Raw genomic sequence first — 22,395 nt, forward strand, 5'->3', positions numbered from 1 at the left:
ACGCCCACACGCAACAGCCCCCACAGGTTGCGATCCGGTGACCGGCAGTCACCGTGCGCCGCGCGCATGCTCATCGGAGCACCCCGGTGCACACTTCAACACTTGTCAACAACCCTTCATGCACTGGCCGTTGAGTCGTCACGCGCCACCAAGTCGCTACCGGCCGGTAAGCCCTAGGGTCGAACCATGCGCCGAGCGAAAATCGTCTGCACACTGGGCCCTGCCACCGACTCGTACGACCAGATCAAAGCGCTGGTCGACGCCGGAATGGACGTGGCCCGCTTCAACCTCAGTCACGGCGAGCACGCCGAGCACGAGGAGCGCTACCGACGGGTGCGGAAGGCGGCCGACGAAACCGGCCGCAGCGTCGGCCTCCTCGCCGACCTTCAAGGCCCGAAAATCCGTCTCGGCCGCTTCACCGAAGGTCCCGTACTCCTTGAACGCGGCGACACCTTCACCATCACCGTCGAGGAGGGCGCCGAAGGCGACCGCACCCGCTGCGGCACCACGTACGCCGGCCTCGCCGCCGACGTCACCACCGGTGAGCGCATCCTCGTCGACGACGGAAAGGTCACCCTCGAGGTCACCGCCGTCGACGGCCCCCACGTCCGCACCACCGTCGTCGAAGGCGGCATGGTCTCCGACCACAAGGGCCTCAACCTCCCCGGTGTCGCCGTCTCCGTCCCCGCCCTCTCCAAGAAGGACGAGGACGATCTGCGCTGGGCACTGCGCACCGGCTTCGACGTCATCGCCCTCTCCTTCGTCCGCAGCGGACGCGACATCAAGGACGTCCACCGCATCATGGACGAGGAGGGCCGCCGCCTCCCCGTCATCGCCAAGGTGGAGAAGCCCCAGGCCGTCGAGAACATCGACGACATCGTCGCCGCCTTCGACGGCATCATGGTCGCCCGCGGCGACCTCGGCGTCGAGATGCCCCTCGAACAGGTGCCCATCGTCCAGAAGCGCGCCGTCAAGCTCGCCAAGCGCAACGCCAAGCCGGTCATCGTCGCCACCCAGATGCTCGACTCGATGATCGACAACGCCCGGCCCACCCGTGCGGAGGCCTCCGACGTCGCCAACGCCGTCATCGACGGCACCGACGCGGTCATGCTCTCCGGTGAGACCAGCGTCGGCAAACACGCCGTCGAGACGGTCCGCACCATGGCCCGCATCGTGGAGGCCGCCGAGGAGGACATCCTCGCCAAGGGCCTGCCGCCGCTCACCGAACGCAACAAGCCCCGCACCCAGGGCGGCGCGGTCGCCCGCGCGGCGGCCGAGATGGGCGACTTCCTCGGTGCCCGCTTCCTGGTCGCCTTCACCCAGTCCGGCGACACCGCCCGCCGTCTCTCCCGCTATCGCAGCCCCATCCCGCTGCTCGCCTTCACCCCGGACCCGGCCACCCGCTCCCAGCTCAGTCTCACCTGGGGCGTGGAGACCTTCCTCGGTCCCCATGTCGACTCGACGGACGCGATGGTCGAGCAGGTGGACGACCTGCTCCTGAAGTACGCCCGCTGCGAGAAGGGCGACACGGTCGTCATCACGGCCGGCTCCCCACCCGGGGTCTCCGGCTCCACGAACCTGGTCCGGGTCCACCACATCGGCGAGGACGACAGCCCCGGGCAGCCCTGACGGACAGTGCGCGCACGACGCGCGGAAAAAAGCGGATGTTCACCGAAAAGGTGAACATCCGCCCGCAAATCGTGACCTTGGATATGAAGGAAAAGTACCCCGGGTCGGATTCGAACCGACGCTGGATGGTGTTTGAGACCATTGCCTCTACCGCTGGGCTACCGGGGCGCCCTGCAAAACGAAGGTAGACGGTCACCCGCCGTGCCCCCACCTTACCGTAGCTGGGTACGCTCTTGTCAGCAGTACCGGTCTGCCCCGCATCAAGGAGCCCACGTGAGCGCCCCCGAGCCGCCCCAGCCAGTAGACGTGCCCGATGACGACAAGTCGCACGTGCCTCCGATGACGACCCGTGTCGTGATCGCCGAGGACGAGGCGCTGATCCGGCTCGATCTCAAAGAGATGCTGGAGGAGGAGGGGTACTCCGTCGTCGGTGAGGCCGGTGACGGGGAGCAGGCGGTGGAGCTGGCGCGTGAGCACCGGCCGGATCTGGTCATCCTCGATGTGAAGATGCCGAAGCTGGACGGTATCTCCGCGGCGGAGAAGATCGCGGAGGAGAGCATCGCACCCGTGCTGATGCTGACGGCGTTCTCGCAGCGGGATCTGGTGGAGCGGGCGCGGGACGCCGGCGCGATGGCGTATCTGGTGAAGCCGTTCAGCAAGAGCGACGTGGTGCCGGCCATCGAGATGGCGGTGTCGCGGTTCACCGAGCTGAAGGAACTGGAGCGCGAGGTCGCGGATCTGAGCCTGCGGCTGGAGACGCGCAAGCTGGTGGACCGGGCGAAGTCGGTGCTGCAGACGCAGTACGGGCTGTCGGAGCCGGCGGCGTTCCGGTGGATCCAGAAGACGTCGATGGACCGGCGCATGTCGATGCAGCAGGTGGCGCAGGCGGTCATCGACGACGCGGAGGAGAAGAAGGCGTCGAAGGGCTGAGAGCCCGCGGTACGGCACGAGGCCCGCACCCCCGCTCGGCAGGGGGCGCGGGCCTCGTGCCGTACGGCTCAGTCCTCGCCGAGGTAGGCCTTGCGCACGGACTCGTCGTGGAGCAGGTCCCGTCCGGTGCCGGAGAGGACGATGTTGCCGGTTTCCATGACGTGACCGTGGTCGGCCAGGGAGAGGGCGGCCTGGGCGTTCTGCTCGACGAGCAGGATGGTGGTGCCCTGGGACTTCAGCTCGGTGATGGTCGCCATGATCTTCTGCATCATGATCGGCGAGAGGCCCATGGAGGGTTCGTCGAGCATGAGGAGCTGCGGCTGGGACATCAGCGCCCTGCCCATGGCGAGCATCTGCTGCTCTCCGCCGGAGAGGGTTCCGGCGGCCTGCTTGCGGCGTTCCCCGAGGATGGGGAAGAGGTCGTAGGCGCGCTGGATGTCCTTCTCGATGCCCGCCTTGTCGCTGCGGAGGAAGGCGCCGAGGCGGAGGTTGTCCTCGATCGTCATGCGGGGGAAGATGTGCCGCCCCTCGGGGGAGTGGGCGAGCCCGAGGGAGACGATCTTGTGGGCGGGGATCTTCTTGAGCGACTTGCCGTTGAACTTGATCTGGCCGCCGACGGGCTTGAGGAGCCCGGAGAGCGTGCGCAGGGTGGTGGTCTTGCCGGCGCCGTTGGTGCCGATCAGGGTGACGACCTCGCCGGCCCCGACGCTGAAGGAGATGCCCTTGACGGCCTGGATCTTGCCGTAGGCGACTTTGAGGTCCTCGACTTCGAGGAGTGCGGTCATCGGTCGTTCTCCTTGCCGGGCGCGGCGTCCGTGGTGGCTTCCGCCTCTGCCTCCGCGTCCGCCCCGGCCCCTGTCCCGGCTGCGGCTGCTTCGGCCTTCTCCTCGGCCGCGGCTTCCGCGGCCTCGACCTCGGCGGCTTCGGCGGCGCCGGGGTCGTTCTCCATGGGTTCGCCGATGTAGGCGGCGATGACGCGTTCGTCCCCCTGGACCGTGGCGGGGTCGCCCTCGACGAGCTTCTGGCCCTGGACGAGGACGGCGACGCGGTCGCAGAGGTTGAAGATGAACCGCATGTCGTGCTCGATCACGAGGACGGCGATGCCCTGGTCGCGGATGGCGAAGATGAGTTCCTCGGCCGCCCGGGTCTCCTGGGGGTTCATGCCCGCGGTGGGCTCGTCGAGGAGCAGCAGGCCCGGCTCGCTGGCGAGGGCGCGGGCGATCTCGAGCTTGCGCTGCTCACCGTAGGGGAGGTTGCGCGCGAGGTGGTCGGCCTTGGCGTCGAGACCGACGAACTCCAGGAGTTCCATGGCCCGTGCGCGGGAGGCCGCCTCGGCCCTGTGGAAACCGGGGCCGCGCAGGATGGCGGACCAGAAGCCTTCCTTGGTGCGGGTGTGACGGCCGACGAGGACGTTCTCGAGGACGGTCATGTTGGCGAAGAGCCGGATGTTCTGGAACGTCCGGGCGATACCGGCGGCGGTGACCTTGAAGGACTTGGGCGGCAGCACCTTGTCCTTGTAACGGACCTCGCCCTCGGTGGGGATGTAGAGACCGGTGAGACAGTTGAAGAAGGTGGTCTTGCCGGCGCCGTTGGGGCCGATGAGGCCGACGATCTCGCCGCTGTTGACGGTGAGGTCGACGTCGCGGACGGCGGTGAGGCCGCCGAAGCGCATGGTGACGCCGCGTGCGTCGAGGACGGTGGTACCGGGGGCGGGTGCGCCCGGTGCGGTGTCCTTGGTGGTGGTGTCGGTGGTCATGGTGGTCAGGCCCCTGTCTTGCTCAGGACTGTGGGCGCTTCGGCCTCTTCGTGGAACTCCAGTTGGCGGCGCCGGTTGGGGATGAGGCCCTCGGGCCGGAAGCGCATCAGCAGGACGAGTGCGAGTCCGAAGGCGAGGAGCTGGAAGTCGCCGAGGAACTGGAGCTTGTTGGGGATCAGGAAGAGCAGCGCGGCCCCGATGAGGGGTCCGGCGATGGTGCCCATGCCGCCGAGGACGACCGCGGCGAGCAGGAAGGCGGAGTTGGGCGGGGTGGTGCCGGCGAACAGGTACTGCTCGGGCGTCACGGTGTAGGTGACGTGTGCCTGCACGGTTCCGGCGAGGCCGGCGAGGGTGGCGCCGACGGCGAAGGCGATGAGCTTGACCCGGAAGCCGTGGATGCCCATGGCCTCGGCCGCCGTCTCGTCCTCGCGGATGGCGACCCAGGCCCGGCCGATGCGGGAGTCGCCGCTGCGCCGGAAGACGAGGACGACGACCGCCGTGATGAGCAGCATCAGGAAGAAGTAGTTGGCGAACCGGCCGATGGTGAAGCCGGCGATGTCGTGCTGGACCCCGAGGTCGAAGCCGAGGATGTTCAGGTCCGGGATCGAGGCGATGCCGTTGGAGCCGTTGGTGAGGTCGGGTCCTGAGGTGCCGTCGGTGTTGTTGGCGGCGATACGGAAGATCTCACCGAAGCCGAGGGTGACGATGGCGAGGTAGTCGCCGCGCAGCCGCAGGGTCGGGGCGCCGATGAGGACACCGAAGACGAGGGAGGCGACGGCTCCGACGATGACGGCGGCCCAGAAGGGGAAGTGGACGCCGAAGGGCGAGCTCGGGGAGCCGGAGACGAGCGCGGCGGCGTAGGCGCCGACGCCGAGGAAGGCGACGTAGCCGAGGTCGAGCAGACCGGCGAGGCCGACGACGATGTTCAGACCCAGGGCGACCGTGGCGAAGATGAGGATGTAGACGCCGAGGGTGGCGTACTGGTCGTCGGTCTGGGTGAAGGGGAAGCAGGCCGCCGCGATGAAGGCGCCGCAGACGGTGATGTTGGTGTGCCGCGCGGTGATCTGGGACGCGTGGGCGACCAGTCCGGCGCGGTTGAGCGCGGCGAACGCGAAGCCGGCGGTGATGAGGAAACCGATGAAGAGTTCGTCGTACTCGGTGCCGATGCCGTAGGTGAAGACGACGAGGGCGAGTGCCAGGACGGCGACGATGATCAGGATCTCGGCGTACGACGGCAGGGCGCGCACCGGGCGCGGGCTGCCGGAGGCGAACGCGGCCCGGACGATGGCCCAGCGGTGGCCGGCCTGGTGCCTGAAGAGCTCCCAGCCGGTGTCGTCGGGGTCGATCGGGTCGGGTTCGGGCCGCTCGAAGGGGAGGGCGAGGGCGCCGAGGAGGGCGATCAGGGTGGCCGCGGCGACGACGTAGCCGCCGGGCTCCAGGTTGACGAGGCCGCCGAGCTTGAAGCTGATCGCGAGGACCGTGTACCAGGCGGTGACGAAGGTGCCGAGGACGGCGTACTTGAGGGCCGCGTCGGCGCCGGCGGGGGTGAGCCAGCCGAGTCCCTTGACGCCGTAGGAGGCGAGGGCGAACAGGGTGGCGAGGGCGCCGCCGACGAGGACGAGGACCTGGAGTCCGCCGGGGTAGCCGTAGAAGGTGAGGTCGCCGGGGAATTCGTCGGTCCAGGTCCAGGCGAGGAACGTGGAGACGACGGCGAGGGCGCTGCCGCCGGTGGCGAGGGCCCTGCCGATGTGCGGGGGTATGCCGATGAGGCCGGTGGAGGCGTTCTCGGTGGGGGCGGCCGCGGGGGTCGCGGCGGTGGTCTGTGTGGTCATCGGTGTCACGCCCTGTCCGCAACGCGTTCGCCGAGCAGGCCCTGTGGCCTGAACAGCAGCACGAGGATGAGGAGGATGAAGGCCCAGACGTCGGCCCAGGACTGGCTGCCGAACTTGTCCAGGCCGGGGATGTCGGCGATGTAGGCGGTGGCCAGGGTCTCGGCCACGCCGAGGACCACGCCGCCGATCATGGCGCCGTAGATGTTGCCGATGCCGCCGAGGACCGCCGCGGTGAAGGCCTTGAGGCCGAGGATGAAGCCCATCTTGAAGTCGATCTGGCCGTACTTGAGGCCGCTCGCGACTCCTCCGATGGCGGCGAAGACGGCGCCGAGGGCGAACGCGATCACGATGATGCGGTCGGTGTTGACACCCATGAGCTTGGCGGTGTCCGGGTCCTGCGCGGTGGCCTGCATACCGCGTCCGGTGCGGGTGCGCATCACGAAGTAGGCGAGGACGGCCATGCTGATGGGGGCGGCGACGAGGAGGAAGATGTCGCCGGTCTGGATGGTGGCGCCGCCGATGGTGAAGGGGCCGCCCTCGATCTGCGGGAAGGGCAGCTTGGACTTGGCCTCGGGGTAGAAGGCCCAGACGGCCTGCTGGAGGGCGAGGGAGAGGCCGATGGCGGTGATGAGCGGGGCGAGGCGGGGAGCACCGCGCAGGGGGCGGTAGGCGAACCGTTCCGCTCCGATGGCGACGAGGACCGAGACGATCACGGCGCCGAGCAGCATCAGGGGAAGTGCCACCCAGATGGAGGTGCCGTCGGGCAAGATGTACAGATGTACGGTCAGGGCGCCGAAGGCGCCGACCATGAAGATCTCGCCGTGGGCGAAGTTGATGAGCTGGACGATGCCATAGACCATTGTGTAGCCGATGGCGACGAGGCCGTACATGGATCCCAGTAGCAGGCCGTTGACCAGCTGCTGCGGCAGTTCGTTCACCGCATGTCCTCCGAGCTTCGGAACGTTCGACGGATGGGGCCGGATGCGAGTCCGCGCGGGACGCCAGTGGAACAGCGCCCCGCGCGGCTCGTGGGAGTGGTGCGGACGGTGGTCAGCCGGTGAAGGTGCCGGACTTCACGGTGGCCCAGTCGCCGTCCTTGACGGTGTACACGGTGAGCTGCTTGTTGGTGGCGTCACCGAACTCGTCGAAGGAGACCTTGCCGGTCACTCCGTCGAAGGAGACGTTCTGCATGGCGTCGACGACCTTGGAGCGGGCGTCGTCGGGGAGCTTGCCGTCGTTGTCCTCGACGACCTTCTTGACGGCCTCGATGATGGCCCAGGCGGAGTCGTAGGAGTAGCCGCCGTAGGCCTCGAAGGCCTCCTTGTATCCGGCGTCCTTGTAGTTGGCGACGAATTCCTTGGCGGAGGGGAGCTCCTCGACGGGCGCGCCGACGGAGGTGGCGAGGTCGCCGGTGCCGGCCGCGCCGGACAGCTTGATGAAGTCGGCGCTGTAGATGCCGTCACCGCCGACCAGCGGGATCTTGGCGCCGGCTTCCTTGATCTGCTTGCTCAGGGGGCCGGCCTGCGGGTACTCGCCGCCGTAGTAGACGACGTCGGCGCCGGACTGCTTGACCTTGGTGGCGACGGCGTTGAAGTCCTTGCTGTCGGGGTTGATGTGCTCGGTGCCGACGACCTTGCCGCCGAGCTTCTTGAACTCCTCGGTGAAGGTGGCGGCGAGACCGGCGCCGTAGGTCTTCTTGTCGTCGATGACGAAGACCTTCTTCTTCTTGGCGTCGTTGTAGACGTACTGCGCGGCGAACGGGCCCTGGATGGCGTCCGTGGTCGCGGTGCGGAAGTACGACTTGTACGGCCGGGTCTTCGAGTTCTGCCAGTCCACGCCCTGGGTGAGGGCGGGGTTGGTGTTGGCGGGGGAGACCTCGACCAGCTTGGCCGTGTCGAAGACCTTCTGCATGGACTCGCCGACGGAGGAGTTCAGCGGGCCGACGACACCGAGGACGTCCTTGTTGGCGACGAGCTTGGTGGCGTTCTGCTGGCCGACGGAGGCCTGGCCCTGGTCGTCGAGCGCCTCGATCTTGAAGGTGACGCCGTCGACGTACTTCTCCTTGTTGGCGGTCTTCGCAGCGAGGTCCACGGAGTTCTTGATGCCGAGGCCGAGCGCGGAGAGGTCGCCGGTCATCGGCGCGTCGACGCCGATGACCACGGTGGTGCCACCGTTGCCGGAGTCCGAGCTGCCGCCGCCGTCATCGTCGCGAGAACCGCAGGCGGTGAGGGTGAGTGCTCCCGCCGCCAGCGCGGCGGTGATGGCGATGAGCGAACGTTGACGCACGATCCAGTCCTTTCCCCTGACAGCCGCTTCCCGGTGGAAACGGCCGAGTCGAGCGCTGGGCCGAAGTGGGAATCGGGCGGCGCGGTGACTGGCCGTGACTCTAAGCGCGGGTGGGGAATGTCGAGGAGGGTCTGGCCAAGGCTGTGACGCTCTTGTTATGACACGACGTATTGCAGAGCGGTACTGAGTGGGGGGAACGGCTGAATTCTCGCCGTTTTGCCCTGTCCGGATGGTGAGAAACCGCAGGACCGGGCGGAGTGTGTTCAGGTGTATCAGGGGTTTTGGTGATTACCTGAAATCGTTGCTGAGGGCGACTTGCGGGGCTTGCGGGGCGAGGTCGCGCCCCCTGTGGGGCACGGGGCGGGGCGGGTGGCTTTATTGCGCGCGTATTACGCAGAGTTACGCCCGGGAAAGGGGGTCCGGCGTTTGTGGCGCTTTCTCTCATTCCGTCGCGGAAGGGGTGACGGGGGGCTCCGGATGGGGTATGGGGGCCGCGGGCGAATTCCGTGTAATAGCCACGTAAAGGAGGGGTTTCCAGCCGGACCGGACATGGAATGTGGCGTTCCGGATTGCCGTTCCAGGGGTGTTGGCCTGCGGTTTTCCTCAACGGGCCGGTGGGATGGGGCTCATTGCCACGGTCCGCCCGTCGGTCCGCCGCCGCGATACCGGCCGGCGCATCCCGTGCGTACCTGACGGTCCAGCAACTCCCGTGCGGCCTGCATCCCTTGACGCCTCTCGACGGGGCGGGCGGCGGCCACGGCCGCGCGCAGGATGTCGTACTGACCGTTGGACAGTCCCATGGACTGGTAGTCGCCGTAGCCGTCGCCTTCCAGGGCCTCGCGGGACCAGTACCCGACGAGCCTCACGCACAGCTCCTCGTCGGACGCGGTGCGTGGTGACGGCGGGGTGGAGCCGGCCCGCCCTCCGGGAGCGGAGGCGTCGCAGCCGGTCACCATGAGGCCCGCCACGAGCACCGCCGGGAGGCACGCCCGCGCGGCCCCTGCTCGTCCCATGCCCGCACCGTAGGGCGGCCGCCGCCCCACGGCAACGGGGGTGCGGGCGGACGCTCCCCGCACCCCCGACGGCCGTCAGCCCGCGGCCTGTTCCCCGTCGCCGGGGCGGAGGTCGCGGAGCAGGCAGGTCAGACGGGCGGTGCACACCCGCTTGTCCGCCTCGTCGGTGATGACGATCTCGTATGTCGCCGTGGACCGGCCCCGGTGGACCGGGGTGGCGACGCCGGTCACCAGGCCGGAGCGGACGCCGCGGTGATGCGTGCAGTTGAGGTCGACACCGACGGCGATCTTGGAGCTGCCACCGTGCAGCATCGACCCCACCGACCCCAGCGTCTCCGCGAGCACGGCGGACGCGCCGCCGTGCAGCAGCCCGTACGGCTGGGTGTTGCCCTCCACCGGCATCGTCCCGACGACCCGGTCCGCCGACGCCTCCAGGATCTGCACGCCCATGCGCGTGCCCAGATGACCCGCCGAGAAGAGCGCCGGCAGGTCCACCCCGAGTGCGGCGTACTCGTCGATGACCCCCTGCGGGAACTTCACCTGCTGCTGCTCGCCCATGGGCCCGGCTCCTTCGTCGTGCGTCGGTACGGCGGTCTGCTAAGCAAACGCTCAGTCGGCCGCCGATTGTTCCAGACGCACCACGACCGACTTGCTGGCCGGGGTGTTGCTGGTGTCCGCGGTGGCGTCCAGCGGCACCAGGACGTTGGTCTCCGGGTAGTACGCCGCCGCACAGCCCCGCGCCGTCGGATAGTGCACGACGCGGAAACCGGGTGCCCTGCGCTCCACCCCGTCCTTCCACTCACCGACCAGATCGACGTAACTGCCGTCGGCCAGCCGCAGCTCCCTCGCGTCCTCCGGGTTCACCAGCACCACCCGACGGCCGTTCCTGATGCCCCGGTAGCGGTCGTCGAGGCCGTAGATCGTGGTGTTGTACTGGTCGTGCGAGCGCAGCGTCTGCAGCAGCAGCCGCCCCTTCGGCAGCTCCGGGTACTCCACCGGCGCCGCCGTGAAGTTGGCCTTGCCGGTGGCCGTGGGGAAGCGGCGCTCGTCGCGCGGCGCGTGGGGGAGCGCGAAGCCCTCGGGGCGTGCCACGCGCGCGTTGAAGTCCTCGAAACCGGGGATCACGCGGGCGATGCGGTCCCGGATCGTCGCGTAGTCCTTCTCGAACTCCTCCCACGGCACCGTGTCGTCCTCGCCGAGCACCCGCCGGGCCAGCCGGCACACGATGGCCGGCTCCGACAGCAGCCGCGGACCCGCCGGTTCCAGGCGTCCGCGCGAGGCGTGCACCATGCCCATCGAGTCCTCGACCGTCACGAACTGCTCCCCGCCGCCCTGCAGATCGCGCTCGGTGCGGCCCAGCGTCGGCAGGATCAGCGCACGCGCGCCCGTGACGGCGTGCGAACGGTTCAGCTTCGTCGACACGTGCACCGTCAGCCGGGCCCGGCGCATCGCGGCCTCGGTGACCTCGGTGTCGGGGGAGGCGGACACGAAGTTGCCGCCCATGGCGAAGAACACCTTCGCCATGCCGTCGCGCAGCGCCCGGATGGCCCGTACGACGTCGAAGCCGTGCTCGCGCGGGGGAGCGAAGCCGAACTCCTTCTCCAGGGCGTCCAGGAACGCCGGAGCGGGCCGCTCGAAGATGCCCATCGTGCGGTCGCCCTGCACATTGGAGTGGCCGCGCACCGGGCAGACGCCCGCGCCCGGACGGCCGATGTTGCCGCGCAGCAGAAGGAAGTTGACGATCTCCCGGATCATCGGCACGGAGTGCTTGTGCTGGGTCAGGCCCATCGCCCAGCACACGATGGTGCGTTCGGAGGCGAGGACCATCCGCAGGCACTCCTCGATGTCCCCGCGCGTGAGACCGGTCGCCGTGAGCGTCCCGTCCCAGTCGGCGTCCCGCGCGGCCCCGGCGAACTCCTCGTAGCCGTGGGTGTGCTCGCGTACGAACTCCTCGTCCACCGCGCCGGGGGTCTCGAGGATCAGCTTGTTCAGCAGCCGGAACAGGGCCTGGTCGCCGCCGAGACGGATCTGCAGGAACAGATCGGTCAGCGCGGCGCCCGTGGTGAGCCCCTTGGGGGTCTGCGGGTTCTTGAAGCGCTCCAGGCCCGCCTCGGGCAGCGGGTTGACACTGATGATCCGCGCGCCGTTCGCCTTGGCCTTCTCCAGCGCGGACAGCATGCGCGGATGGTTGGTGCCGGGGTTCTGCCCCGCGACGATGATCAGATCGGCCTTGTACAGGTCCTCCAGCAGCACGCTGCCCTTGCCGACGCCGATCGTCTCCGACAGGGCCGAGCCGGAGGACTCGTGGCACATGTTGGAGCAGTCGGGCAGATTGTTGGTGCCCAGACGCCGGGCGAACAGCTGGTACAGGAAGGCGGCTTCGTTGCTGGTGCGCCCCGAGGTGTAGAAGACGGCCTCGTCCGGGGAGCCGAGCGCGGCGATCTCCTCGGCGACGATGTCGAAGGCCCGCTCCCACGTGACCGGCTCGTAGTGCTCGCCGCCCTCGGGCAGGTACATGGGGTGTGTCAGCCGGCCCTGCTGCCCCAGCCAGTAACCGCTGCGGCCGGCCAGGTCCGCGACGGAGTGCGCCGCGAAGAACTCCGGGGTGACCCGGCGCAGGGTGGCCTCCTCGGCCACGGCCTTCGCACCGTTCTCACAGAACTCCGCGCGATGCCGGTGCTCCGGCTCCGGCCAGGCACACCCCGGGCAGTCGAAGCCGTCCTTCTGATTCACGCTGAGCAGTGTCAGGGCGGTCCGTTTCACGCCCATCTGCCGCTGCGCCATACGCAGGGTGTGACCGACCGCCGGCAGCCCCGCGGCCACGTGCTTCGGCTCGGCAACCTGCGGCGCGTCCTGAACCGGATCACTCTTGGGCGGCTTCGCTGCCATCACGCACTCCTGTTCCACATACACGTATGAGGGGGACCTCCGATCCTGTCATGCTCCCTCAGCCCGCCCGCAGCCTGAAGCAGGAGGCCCGCACCCTCACAGCCCGTCCGGCATTCGGGGACGGGACCTGCACTCCCAGCCGGTCCGGCGTGTGAAGGCGAGGTGCTGCGTCGGGGCCGAAGGGGGTCCGGGGGCACAGCCCCCCGGGGACGGGACGCGAAGGGGCGGAGGGGGCGAACCAACTCCACCCCCTGCCCCCACCGCCCGCCCCCGGCTGTCAGTGCCGCATGGGAGGATCGGACACGTGGCAGAGACAGCGAAGAAGACCGACCAGACCCCCGGCGACCCCCGCCCCCGCCTGATGCTCATGGACGGGCACTCCCTCGCGTACCGCGCATTCTTCGCGCTGCCCGCGGAGAACTTCACCACCGCGACGGGCCAGCCGACCAACGCCGTGTACGGCTTCGCGTCGATGCTGGCCAACACACTCCGTGACGAGGCCCCCACCCACTTCGCCGTCGCCTTCGACGTCTCCCGCAAGACATGGCGCTCGGAGGAGTTCACCGAGTACAAGGCGAACCGCTCCAAGACCCCGGACGAGTTCAAGGGCCAGGTCGAGCTGATCGGCGAGCTCCTCGACGCGATGCACGCCGAGCGCTTCGCCGTCGAGGGCTTCGAGGCCGACGACGTCATCGCCACCCTCGCCACCCAGGCCGAGGCCGAGGGCTTCGACGTGCTGATCGTCACCGGCGACCGCGACTCCTTCCAGCTGGTCTCCGAGCACACCACGGTGCTGTACCCGACGAAGGGCGTCTCCGAGCTGACCCGGTTCACCCCGGAGAAGGTCGTCGAGAAGTACGGACTGACGCCGGCCCAGTACCCGGACTTCGCCGCCCTGCGCGGCGACCCGTCGGACAATCTGCCCGGCATCCCCGGCGTCGGCGAGAAGACCGCCGCGAAGTGGATCAACCAGTTCGGCTCCTTCGCCGAGCTCGTCGAGCGCGTCGAGGAGGTCAAGGGCAAGGTCGGGCAGAACCTGCGCGACCACCTGGAGTCGGTCAAGCTCAACCGCCGGCTCACCGAGCTGGAGCGCGGGGTCGAGCTGCCCCGGGGCGTCCCCGAGCTGGAGCGCGCCGCCTACGACCGCAAGGCCGTGGCGATGGTCCTGGACACCCTGGAGATCAGGAACCCGTCGCTGCGGGAGCGGCTCTTCGCCGTCGACCCGGGCGGGGAGGAGGCCGAGTCCACCCCGGTCGTCGCGGAGGGCGTGGAGCTGGACGGCGCGGTGCTGGGGACCGGCGAGCTGACCGGCTGGCTCACCGAGCACGCCGCCGGCCCCCTCGGCGTGGCCACGGTCGACACATGGGGTCTCGGCACCGGCTCCGTCGCCGAGGTCGCCCTGGCGACGTCCGCCGGACCGGCCGCCTGGTTCGACCCGTCCGAGCTGGACGAGGCCGACGAGCGGGCGTTCGCGGACTGGCTCGCCGACGCGGACCGGCCCAAGGTGTTCCACAACGCCAAGGGCGCGATGCGGGTCTTCGCCGAGCACGGCTGGACCATCGAGGGCGTCACCATGGACACCGCGCTCGCCGCCTACCTGGTGAAGCCGGGCCGCCGCTCCTTCGACCTGGACGCGCTGTCCCTGGAGTATCTGCACCGCGAGCTGGCGCCCGCCGCCGCGCCCGACGGCCAGCTGGCCTTCGGCGCGGACGACAGCGCGGAGGCCGAGGTGCTGATGGTGCAGGCCCGCGCCGTCCTCGACCTGGGCGAGGCCTTCGAGGGCCGCCTCGCGGACGTGGGCGCGGCGGACCTGCTCCGCGACATGGAGCTGCCGACGTCCGCCCTGCTCGCCCGTATGGAGCGGCACGGCATCGCGGCCGGCCGGGAGCACCTCCAGGCCATGGAGCAGATGTTCGCCGGCGCCGTGCAGCAGGCGGTGAAGGAGGCGCACGAGGCGGCGGGGCACGAGTTCAACCTGGGCTCGCCCAAGCAGCTCCAGGAGGTCCTCTTCGGCGAGCTGTCCCTGCCGAAGACGAAGAAGACGAAGACCGGCTACACCACGGACGCCGACGCCCTGGCCTGGCTCGCCACCCAGACCGACAGCGAACTGCCGGTGATCATGCTCCGTCACCGTGAACAGGCGAAGCTGCGCGTCACGGTCGAGGGCCTGATCAAGACGATCGCCGCGGACGGCCGTATCCACACCACGTTCAACCAGACGGTCGCCGCGACCGGCCGGCTGTCCTCCACCGACCCCAACCTGCAGAACATCCCGGTCCGTACGGACGAGGGCCGCGCCATCCGCCGTGGCTTCGTGGTCGGCGAGGGCTTCGAGTCGCTCCTCACCGCCGACTACAGCCAGATCGAACTGCGGGTGATGGCCCACCTCTCCGAGGACGCCGGCCTCATCGAGGCGTTCACCTCGGGCGAGGACCTGCACACCACGGCGGCCGCACAGGTGTTCTCCGTGGAGCAGTCCGCGGTGGACGCGGAGATGCGCCGCAAGATCAAGGCGATGTCGTACGGCCTGGCGTACGGACTGTCGGCCTTCGGCCTGTCCCAGCAGCTGAACATCGAGGCGGCCGAGGCGCGTGCCCTGATGGACGCGTACTTCGAGCGCTTCGGCGGCGTACGGGACTATCTGCGCCGGGTGGTCGACGAGGCGAGGGCGACCGGCTACACGGCGACGCTCTTCGGCCGCCGCCGCTACCTCCCGGACCTCAACAGCGACAACCGGCAGCGCCGCGAGGCGGCGGAGCGCATGGCGCTGAACGCGCCGATCCAGGGCACGGCGGCGGACATCGTCAAGATCGCCATGCTGAACGTGGACCGCGCCCTGCGCGAGGCGGACCTGCGCTCCCGCATGCTCCTCCAGGTCCACGACGAGATCGTCCTGGAACTCGCCCCCGGCGAGCGCGCCACGGTGGAGGACCTGGTCCGGCGCGAAATGGCGTCCGCGGTGGAACTCCGCGTCCCTCTGGGCGTTTCCGTGGGCGCGGGCCCGGACTGGGAGTCGGCGGCGCACTAGCGGTATGCAGCCCGTCCGGCGTTCGAGGACGAGGCCCGAAGGGCCGACAGGGGGGTCCGGGGGCACAGCCCCCGGGTCCGCCACCCTTCACCCGCGTGGCCCCCACGAAAGCGCCGCCACGGCAAGGGCCGGTCACCATGCAGAGCATGGCTATACGCATCGTCGAGGCCGCCGCGAGTACCGCCCGCACCCCGGGCGGCGTCGCCACCGCGTTGCGGAACGCGACGGCGGAACTCGGCCGCCGTGCCGCCGACGGCGGCCGGCGAACGGGCCGCGCCGCCAAAGGCGTCCCGGGCGGGCCGCCGCCGTGGCGGCTGTGGGCCGAGCTGGCCCGCGCCTACCTCACCCTCGCGCTCACCCTGCTGCCCCGGCCCCGCCCGGTCCGTACCGTGACCGTGTTCGTCGCGGCGAGCGACACGCTCAGCGTGCGCCCGTACGGCTCGGCCGCCGTGTACCGCCGTCCGCAGGGACCGCCGTGGCCGGACGCCACACCCTGACGGCCACCGCGTACACCGGCAGCGCCAGCACGAGTCCCGCACCCGCGCCGAAACACACGGTGGGGATCAGCTCCCAGGGCTTCGCGGCCGACCCCCAGTAGGCCCACCACAGCGCGGCCCGCTGCACCGCGGCCACCGCCGCGCACCCGCCGAGCAGCGCGAGCGCCCACCACCGGTCCCCGGCGGACAGCGGGGGAACGCCCGGGGACCCGGCGCCGTCCGGTGTCCGCCGCAGCGCCCGCGCCACGAACAGCGCGATCACGACCGCGGCCACCGCCGAACCGCCGTACTGCAGATACCAGTACAGCGGGGACCCCGCCACCTCCTCGCCCAGCACGGGAAAGACCCGCATCCCCCACCGGTCGAGATGTGTGAACGCGTCCCAGACGACATGCGTCAACGCCCCCAGCACGGCGGAGACGTACCAGCGCGCCACCAGCGACGGCCGTACCCGCGCCCGCGGCGTCCCGCAGCGCAGCAGCACCGCCGTCCGCCCCTGCCAGGCCGACGGCAACAACGCCACCAGCGGTTCGCGCACCAGCAGCCACAGCCCCACCAGCGCCCAGGCGATGACCACATCGACCGTGAACACCCCCCGGAACGCGTGGGTGACGTCGCCGAACTCCATCGCCCCCGACTGGACACTCGCCGCGTAATAGGTCATGTCGGGAGCGAAGCTGCCCGCGACCAGTACGGCGGGTACCAGAGGCCCACGACCGCTCCCGTCGGTGCGTACGGCGGGCAGCACCGCCGCCGCATGGCTGAGCGTGAACGGCAACTCGACTCCTCCTGAAAGTGGTTGACCGGCCCCCCCCGATCGGCGAGCCCAGTATGCGGGACGCCCCGGTGGCCTCCCCCGCCACGCGAGAACGTGGCCAACCGGTGAATATCGGTCAGGAACAGGTGTCCGGCCAAAGGAAGTTGTCGTAGGGTCGCGAGGGCCGTCGTGCCGGATGTCCGGGGAAGGGCAACCGGCGGAGGCGGGAAGATCGTCACACCAGTGCGAACACAACACAGGCTGACGGACGCCACGACGTCCACGGGAGGGGTTCACTCTATGGCGGCGCAATTCGGCAGAAGGCTGCGCAAGGGAGTGACCACCACCGCCGTGGCCGCGGCGGCGGTGGCGGCGCTGGCCGCCTCCCAGGCCCCCGGCGCGACGACCGACAGCGCCGGCGGGCAGACCACCTCGGACGCCACGTCCACGCCCGACGGGGCCACCGACGGAGACGGCGCGACCGGCGACTCGCCGTACTACACGGACCTGCCGCCGCTCAAGAGCCCCAACCCCTCCCCGTCCGCGGGCACCGGGATCGACACGTCAGGGGTGACCGAGGCCGGTATCCCCGCCACCGTCCTGGACGCCTACAAGCAGGCCGAGGCGACGCTGCGGGAGAAGAAGCCGGGCTGCAACCTGCCCTGGCAACTGCTCGCCGCCATCGGCAAGGTGGAGTCCGGCCAGGCCCGCGGCGGACGCGTCGACGCCGACGGCACCACCCTCTCGCCCATCCTCGGCCCCCAGCTCGACGGCAACGGCTTCGCCCTCATCAAGGACACCGACAACGGTGCCTACGACGGCAACAGCACCTACGACCAGGCCGTCGGCCCCATGCAGTTCATCCCCTCCACCTGGGCGTGGGCGGGCCGCGACGGCAACGGCGACGGCCGCGAGGACCCCAACAACATCTACGACGCCGCCCTCGCCGCCGGCCACTACCTGTGCCGCAACGGCTGGGACCTGTCGGTCCAGGACGACCTCGACAGGGCGATCCTCAGCTACAACAACTCGACGGAGTACCTCAACACCGTCATGTCGTGGCTGGAGTACTACCGCAGGGGAACGCACGAGATCCCGGACGGCACCGGCACCCTGCCCACGGACCGCAGCGACCGCGTCACGGTGCCGCCGTCCGCGAGCGCGGCACCCAAGCCACAGCCGGAGCACAGCACGACGCCGACTCCCGGCACGAAGCCGCCCGGCTCCAGCCCGAGCCCCAAGCCGCCCACCGCCCCCGGCACCCCGACCACGCCGCCCACCAAGCCGCCCACCACACCGCCCACCCCCACGGACACGGTGGACCACCTCGAGAACGCGGGCGTCGCGCAGTTCACCGCGATGGCGGGCGACACGTTCACCGAGCGGATGAGCGCCCGCGCGGAGACGGACGCGGGCAGGACGGTGGCCAAGGTACGGATCCGTTTCACGATCGCCGGCGACACCGACACCACCTTCACCGGCGGCGAACGCGTCGCCACCGTCATGACCGACAGCTCGGGCGTGGCCGTCGCCCCGGCGCTCCAGGCGGGCGAGCAGACCGGCGCCGTCACCGTCCAGGCCACCGTGGCCGGCCGTACGGTCAAGGGCGTCTCCTACAAGGCGACGGTCACCGAGCGCGCCGCCGACTCCCTCGTCCGCACCGCCGACACGCCGCTCACCTGCACCCCGGGCGGCGCGTTCGCGGACGCGGTCGAGTTCAAGGCAACGTACCGCGGTGAAGCCGCCGACAAGGTCGCCGCCACCGCGATGATCGTCGACTCGGTCCTCGCCGGAACGCCGAGCGACAAGGGCCCCTACTTCAAGGACGCCGACGGCAACGCCGTCCGCACCTGGAGTCTGACGACGGACGCGAACGGGCTGCTGAAGCTGCCTCAGCTGTACGCGGACGAAACCGAGGGCACGTTCCTGCTCCGCGTCACCACCGCGGGCGGGGCGACCACGACGGTCGCGCTGACCGTGAAGAAGGCGGACGAGCCGGAGACCCCGGACCCGTCCACCGACCCGTCCGCAGACCCGTCCACCGACCCGTCCACCGACCCGTCCGCAGACCCGTCCACCGACCCGTCGGAGAGCCCCGCCGCCTGACCTCGGGCGGAACGGATCACCGCCCGAGCCGCGCGTTGGTGTGCCGCGTCGGCTCGGCGGTGGCCGGATCCTCCGGCCACGGATGCCTGGGGTAGCGCCCGCGCAGTTCGGCCCGCACGCCCTTGTAGCCGTCCCGCCAGAACGAGGCGAGGTCGGCGGTCACGGCGGCGGGCCGCCCGGCCGGGGACAGCAGATGCACCAGCAGCGGCACCCCGGCCACCCGGGGCGACTCCTGGAGGCCGAACATCTCCTGCAGCTTCACGGCGAGCACCGGCCGCTCCGGGTCGGAGTAGTCGATCCGGATTCCGGACCCACTGGGTACGGTGATCCGCTCGGGGGCGAGTTCGTCGAGCCGCGCGGCCTCCCCGGAGGCCCACGGAAGCAGCCGCGTGAGCGCCTGTCCGGCGTCGATCCGCGCGAGGTCGGCCCGCCGCCGGGCCCGGCCCAGCTCCGGCTCCAGCCACTCGTCCACGCGCGCGTGGAGCGCCTCGTCGGAGACATCGGGCCACGGCGCACCGAGCCGGCCGTGCAGAAAGGCCAGCCGCTGCCGCAGGACCGCGGCCCCGGCCGGCCACCGCAGCAGCCCGAACCCGTCCCGCCGCAGCCCGTCCAGCAGCGCCCCCCGTACGAGGGCGGGGTCGGCGCCGGTGTGCGGCCGCACGGCCAGCTCCACCGCCCCGAGCCGTTCGACGCGCCGCGCGAGGACGTCACCGTCGGCCCAGCCCACCTCCTCACGCGACTCCAGCAGCGCCCCCGCCGCGAGCCGCGCGGTCTCCTCGTCGACGACGGCCGCCAGCCGCACGCGCGCGTGCCCGCGTCCCACGGGCCGATCGGCCACGGCCACGGCGACCCACTCGGCTCCCCGCAGCCCACCGCCCCCCGTCACCTCGGCCCGGGTCCCACCCACCATCAGATACGACCCCCCGTCCGCCCGCCCCACCCGCTCCGGAAACGCCGACGCGACGACCAGCCCGGCCCGCGCATCCTCCCCGCGCACGGCTGCCCAGGAGCCCGCCGGGCTCCCACCCGGTTCCCGCGGGGCACCGGAGCCCTCCGGGGCGGGCGCCTGCGGGGTGTGCGTGGCGTCGTCCGCCGCGTGTCCACGGGGCCGTGCGGGCGCGTCCCCGGTGGCTGACGCGGGTGTGTCCGGACCGGCGGCGGTCCGGATGACGCCGTCCGCCGGTGTCCGGGCCCCCTCCGCCTGCTCGGGGGCCCGCCCGGGCGTGGGGGCGTCCGCGGGACCGCCCGGCGCCCCCGGCACCAGCCCGCGCAGGCGGCGGACCTCCGTGCGCCACCGTGTGGCGTACGCGTCGCCGCCGCGTCGCGCGGTGCGCAGGGCGGCGGTGAGGTCGTCGCCGTACTCGCGCGGGGGTTCCTCCGAGAGCAGGGCGACCACCTCGGCGGCGAGGCCGGGGCCCACCGCCGGGGCCGCGTCCAGCAGGGCGCGGCCCAGACGCGGGTGCAGGCCGAGACGGGCCAGCCGGACGCCCCGCTCCGTGGCCCGCCCGTCCGGCCCCACCGCGCCGATCGCCGTCAGAACCGCGCGGGCCGCCGTCATCGCCCCGCCCGGCGGCGGATCCAGCAGGGCCAGCCCGGAGGCGTCCGGATCGCCCCAGCAGGCCGCCTGGAGCGCGAACGCCGTCAGATCGGCCACCTTGATCTCGGGGGACGGGAACCGGGGCAGCCGCGCGTCCTCCGCCTCCGCCCAGCACCGGTACACGGCACCCGGCGCCTCACGCCCGGCCCGCCCCGCCCGCTGGATCCCCGCCGCACGGGACGCCCGTACCGTCGTCAGCGCGCTCAGCCCCCGCGCGTGGTCCACGCGCGGCTCACGCGCCAGCCCCGAGTCCACGACCACCCGCACCCCGGGAACCGTCAGCGACGACTCCGCGACCGAGGTCGCCAGCACCACCCGGCGCCGCTGCCCGGCCGCCAGCACCGCGTCCTGCACGGCGGCGGGGGCCCGCCCGTGCACCTGCAGCACATCGACGTCCCCGAGGCCCCCCAGCTGCCCGGCCACCCGCGCGATCTCGCCGACCCCCGGCAGGAACGCCAGCACGTCCCCGTCCCGCTCCGCCAGCGCCCGCCGCACCACCGACGCCACATGCGTCAGCAGCGCCGGATCGACCCGCGTCCCGTGCGGCGGCCGTACCGCACGCGCGGGAGGCGCCCACACCACGTCCACCGGGAACGCGGCCCCGCGCGCCTCCACCACGGGCGCGTCCCCCAGCAGCCGCGCCCAGCCCTCCGCGTCCGTCGTCGCCGACGCGGCCACCAGCCGCAGCTCCGGACGCAGCGCCTCGCGCACGTCCCACAGGAACGCCGCCGCCGTGTCCGCGTCCAGATGCCGCTCGTGGCACTCGTCGAGCACCACCACGTCCACCCGGGACAGCTCCTGGTCGCGCTGCAGACGCTGCAGCAGCACACCGGTCGTGACGACCTCCACGCGTGTGCGCCGCCCCACCGCCCGCTCCCCGCGCACGGTGAAACCGACCGACTCGCCGACCCGCTCGCCCAGCAGCCACGCCATCCGCCGGGCCGCCGCGCGGGCCGCGATCCGCCGCGGCTCGGCGACCACCACCCGCCGCGCGGGTCCGTCCCCGAGCAGCCCGGCCAGCGCGAGCGGCACCAGAGTCGTCTTGCCGGTACCCGGCGGCGCCACCAGTACGGCGGTGCCGTGCGCGTCGAGCGCGCCGGTCAGCCCCGGCAGGGCCTCACGTACGGGAAGGGCGTCCAGGGCGTCGTGACGGATCACGCACTCAGTCCCGTACGCACACGAAGACCGCCGTGCCCGGGATCAGGTTCCCGCGCAGCGGCGACCAGCCGCCCCACTCGGAGGTGTTCCAGGCCGGCCACTCCGGCTCCACCAGGTCCACCAGCCGGAATCCCGACGCGACGACGTCCCGGACCCGGTCCCCGAGCGTCCTGTGGTGCTCCACGTACACCGCGTGGCCCGCGTCGTCCTGCTCCACATAGGGCGTGCGGTCGAAGTACGACGCGGCCACGCTCAGTCCCTCCGGGCCGGGCTCGTCCGGGAACGCCCAGCGGATCGGGTGCGTGACCGAGAAGACCAGCCGGCCGCCGGGCCGCAGCACCCGCCGCACCTCGCGCAGCACCAGCCGCGGATCGGCGACGAACGGCAGCGCCCCGTACGCCGAGCAGGCCAGGTCGAACGAGGCGTCGGCGAACGGCAGCGCGCCCGCGTCCGCGCAGACGAGCGGGAACGGTCCGCCGATCCGCAGCGCGTGCTGCAGCTGCCGGTGCGAGATGTCCAGGGCCACCGGCCGCGCCCCCTGCCCGGCCAGCCAGCGCGAGCACTGCGCCGCGCCCGCCCCCAGTTCCAGGACGTCCCGCCCCTTCAGCTCCTCCGGCGGCCCGAGCAGCTCCGCCTTCACCTCGTCCAGGCCCTCGGGGCCCCACACGAAGCGGTCGTCGCCGAGGAACGTGCCGTGCTCGACCTGGTACTCGTCCGCGTTGCGGTCCCACCAGCCCCGGTTGGCGCGGGAGCTCTCCGTGACACCGGCCTGCCGCCGGGTCGCCTCCGGTTCGGGCGCTTCGGGCTCTTGGATGATCGGCTCCCTCGTCGTACTCTTCCGTCCAGTCGGTCCCCGGTGTGTCGCCGAAAGGGGTCTTCATCGCCCCTGCGTGGCCTCGGGAGACCGCAGTTGTGCC

General features: G+C 71.3%; 16 protein-coding genes and 1 tRNA gene. 5 read left to right on the forward strand and 12 right to left on the reverse strand.

Annotated elements, in window-relative coordinates; translation table 11 throughout:
- Positions 1-186: 186 nt before the first annotated feature.
- Positions 187-1,629, forward strand: coding sequence for a pyruvate kinase (pyk, locus tag IF28_RS0133330; protein WP_030228438.1), 1,443 nt, complete (start codon positions 187-189; stop codon positions 1,627-1,629).
- A 95-nt stretch (positions 1,630-1,724) separates the two neighbouring features.
- Here the strand turns inward: pyk and IF28_RS0133335 are convergent.
- A tRNA-Leu gene (locus IF28_RS0133335) sits at positions 1,725-1,797 on the reverse strand.
- Between the two features lie 105 nt (positions 1,798-1,902).
- On the opposite strand from IF28_RS0133335, the gene IF28_RS0133340 reads away from it, so the two are divergent.
- Entirely contained in the window at positions 1,903-2,559 is a 657-nt protein-coding gene (locus tag IF28_RS0133340; protein WP_030228441.1) for an ANTAR domain-containing response regulator, read from the forward strand.
- 68 nt (positions 2,560-2,627) lie between these two features.
- On the opposite strand, the gene IF28_RS0133345 is transcribed toward IF28_RS0133340, so the two are convergent.
- The 8 genes from IF28_RS0133345 to IF28_RS0133380 all read right to left on the reverse strand — a co-directional run bounded on the left by IF28_RS0133345 (position 2,628) and on the right by IF28_RS0133380 (position 12,335).
- Positions 2,628-3,344, reverse strand: coding sequence for an ABC transporter ATP-binding protein (locus IF28_RS0133345; protein WP_030228444.1), 717 nt, complete (start codon positions 3,342-3,344; stop codon positions 2,628-2,630).
- On the reverse strand, positions 3,341-4,315 hold the full coding sequence (locus tag IF28_RS0133350; RefSeq protein WP_030228446.1) for an ABC transporter ATP-binding protein: 975 nt from the start codon (positions 4,313-4,315) through the stop codon (positions 3,341-3,343). Before IF28_RS0133350 ends, IF28_RS0133345 begins: the two co-directional genes overlap by 4 nt.
- 5 nt (positions 4,316-4,320) lie before the next feature.
- Positions 4,321-6,147 (reverse strand): branched-chain amino acid ABC transporter permease, encoded by a 1,827-nt coding sequence (locus IF28_RS0133355; RefSeq protein WP_030228449.1) that lies wholly within the window; start codon positions 6,145-6,147, stop codon positions 4,321-4,323.
- 5 nt (positions 6,148-6,152) lie between these two features.
- Positions 6,153-7,085 carry a branched-chain amino acid ABC transporter permease gene (locus IF28_RS0133360; RefSeq protein WP_030228453.1) on the reverse strand — a complete coding sequence of 311 codons (933 nt, stop codon included), beginning with the start codon at positions 7,083-7,085 and terminating at the stop codon, positions 6,153-6,155.
- A gap of 112 nt (positions 7,086-7,197) precedes the next feature.
- Positions 7,198-8,433 carry a branched-chain amino acid ABC transporter substrate-binding protein gene (locus tag IF28_RS0133365; protein ID WP_030228457.1) on the reverse strand — a complete coding sequence of 412 codons (1,236 nt, stop codon included), beginning with the start codon at positions 8,431-8,433 and terminating at the stop codon, positions 7,198-7,200.
- Between the two features lie 626 nt (positions 8,434-9,059).
- Positions 9,060-9,446, reverse strand: coding sequence for a hypothetical protein (locus tag IF28_RS0133370; protein ID WP_030228459.1), 387 nt, complete (start codon positions 9,444-9,446; stop codon positions 9,060-9,062).
- A gap of 75 nt (positions 9,447-9,521) precedes the next feature.
- On the reverse strand, positions 9,522-10,004 hold the full coding sequence (locus IF28_RS0133375; protein WP_030228462.1) for a PaaI family thioesterase: 483 nt from the start codon (positions 10,002-10,004) through the stop codon (positions 9,522-9,524).
- A 51-nt stretch (positions 10,005-10,055) separates the two neighbouring features.
- Positions 10,056-12,335 carry an FdhF/YdeP family oxidoreductase gene (locus IF28_RS0133380; RefSeq protein ID WP_030228465.1) on the reverse strand — a complete coding sequence of 760 codons (2,280 nt, stop codon included), beginning with the start codon at positions 12,333-12,335 and terminating at the stop codon, positions 10,056-10,058.
- A 304-nt stretch (positions 12,336-12,639) separates the two neighbouring features.
- Between IF28_RS0133380 and polA the strand changes: the two genes are divergently transcribed.
- Together polA and IF28_RS0133390 are read left to right on the forward strand one after the other, a co-directional pair.
- Positions 12,640-15,363, forward strand: a complete 2,724-nt coding sequence (gene polA / locus IF28_RS0133385) for a DNA polymerase I (protein ID WP_030228468.1) — start codon at positions 12,640-12,642, stop codon at positions 15,361-15,363.
- Between the two features lie 146 nt (positions 15,364-15,509).
- The gene (locus tag IF28_RS0133390) at positions 15,510-15,860 is read left to right on the forward strand and encodes a hypothetical protein (RefSeq protein ID WP_199809076.1); all 351 of its coding nucleotides are present in this window, start codon (positions 15,510-15,512) and stop codon (positions 15,858-15,860) included.
- Here the strand turns inward: IF28_RS0133390 and IF28_RS0133395 are convergent.
- On the reverse strand, positions 15,784-16,638 hold the full coding sequence (locus tag IF28_RS0133395; protein ID WP_030228474.1) for a DUF4184 family protein: 855 nt from the start codon (positions 16,636-16,638) through the stop codon (positions 15,784-15,786). The two genes, IF28_RS0133390 and IF28_RS0133395, sit on opposite strands and share 77 nt — an antisense overlap.
- 279 nt (positions 16,639-16,917) lie before the next feature.
- Here IF28_RS0133395 and IF28_RS0133400 point away from each other — a divergent pair, with 279 nt between their 5' ends.
- Complete coding sequence (locus IF28_RS0133400) at positions 16,918-18,723, forward strand: lytic transglycosylase domain-containing protein (RefSeq protein WP_030228478.1); 1,806 nt, start codon at positions 16,918-16,920, stop codon at positions 18,721-18,723.
- Positions 18,724-18,739: 16 nt separating this feature from the next.
- Here the strand turns inward: IF28_RS0133400 and IF28_RS0133405 are convergent, their stop codons facing one another.
- Entirely contained in the window at positions 18,740-21,478 is a 2,739-nt protein-coding gene (locus IF28_RS0133405; protein WP_030228481.1) for an ATP-dependent RNA helicase, read from the reverse strand.
- A gap of 4 nt (positions 21,479-21,482) precedes the next feature.
- Positions 21,483-22,295 (reverse strand): class I SAM-dependent methyltransferase, encoded by an 813-nt coding sequence (locus IF28_RS0133410; RefSeq protein ID WP_106982196.1) that lies wholly within the window; start codon positions 22,293-22,295, stop codon positions 21,483-21,485.
- Between the last annotated feature and the right edge of the window lie 100 nt (positions 22,296-22,395).

This window comes from Streptomyces sp. NRRL WC-3626 (genome assembly GCF_000718785.1).
Taxonomy (GTDB): Bacteria; Actinomycetota; Actinomycetes; order Streptomycetales; family Streptomycetaceae; genus Streptomyces; species Streptomyces edwardsiae.

Coding starts and splice junctions, on each gene's coding strand:
- IF28_RS0133350 (WP_030228446.1), bottom strand. CDS start 4,315: ATGACCACCGACACCACCACCAAGGACACCGCACCGGGCGCACCCGCC.
- pyk (WP_030228438.1), top strand. CDS start 187: ATGCGCCGAGCGAAAATCGTCTGCACACTGGGCCCTGCCACCGACTCG.
- IF28_RS0133345 (WP_030228444.1), bottom strand. CDS start 3,344: ATGACCGCACTCCTCGAAGTCGAGGACCTCAAAGTCGCCTACGGCAAG.
- IF28_RS0133375 (WP_030228462.1), bottom strand. CDS start 10,004: ATGGGCGAGCAGCAGCAGGTGAAGTTCCCGCAGGGGGTCATCGACGAG.
- IF28_RS0133390 (WP_199809076.1), top strand. CDS start 15,510: ATGGCTATACGCATCGTCGAGGCCGCCGCGAGTACCGCCCGCACCCCG.
- IF28_RS0133380 (WP_030228465.1), bottom strand. CDS start 12,335: ATGGCAGCGAAGCCGCCCAAGAGTGATCCGGTTCAGGACGCGCCGCAG.
- IF28_RS0133400 (WP_030228478.1), top strand. CDS start 16,918: ATGGCGGCGCAATTCGGCAGAAGGCTGCGCAAGGGAGTGACCACCACC.
- IF28_RS0133370 (WP_030228459.1), bottom strand. CDS start 9,446: ATGGGACGAGCAGGGGCCGCGCGGGCGTGCCTCCCGGCGGTGCTCGTG.
- IF28_RS0133355 (WP_030228449.1), bottom strand. CDS start 6,147: ATGACCACACAGACCACCGCCGCGACCCCCGCGGCCGCCCCCACCGAG.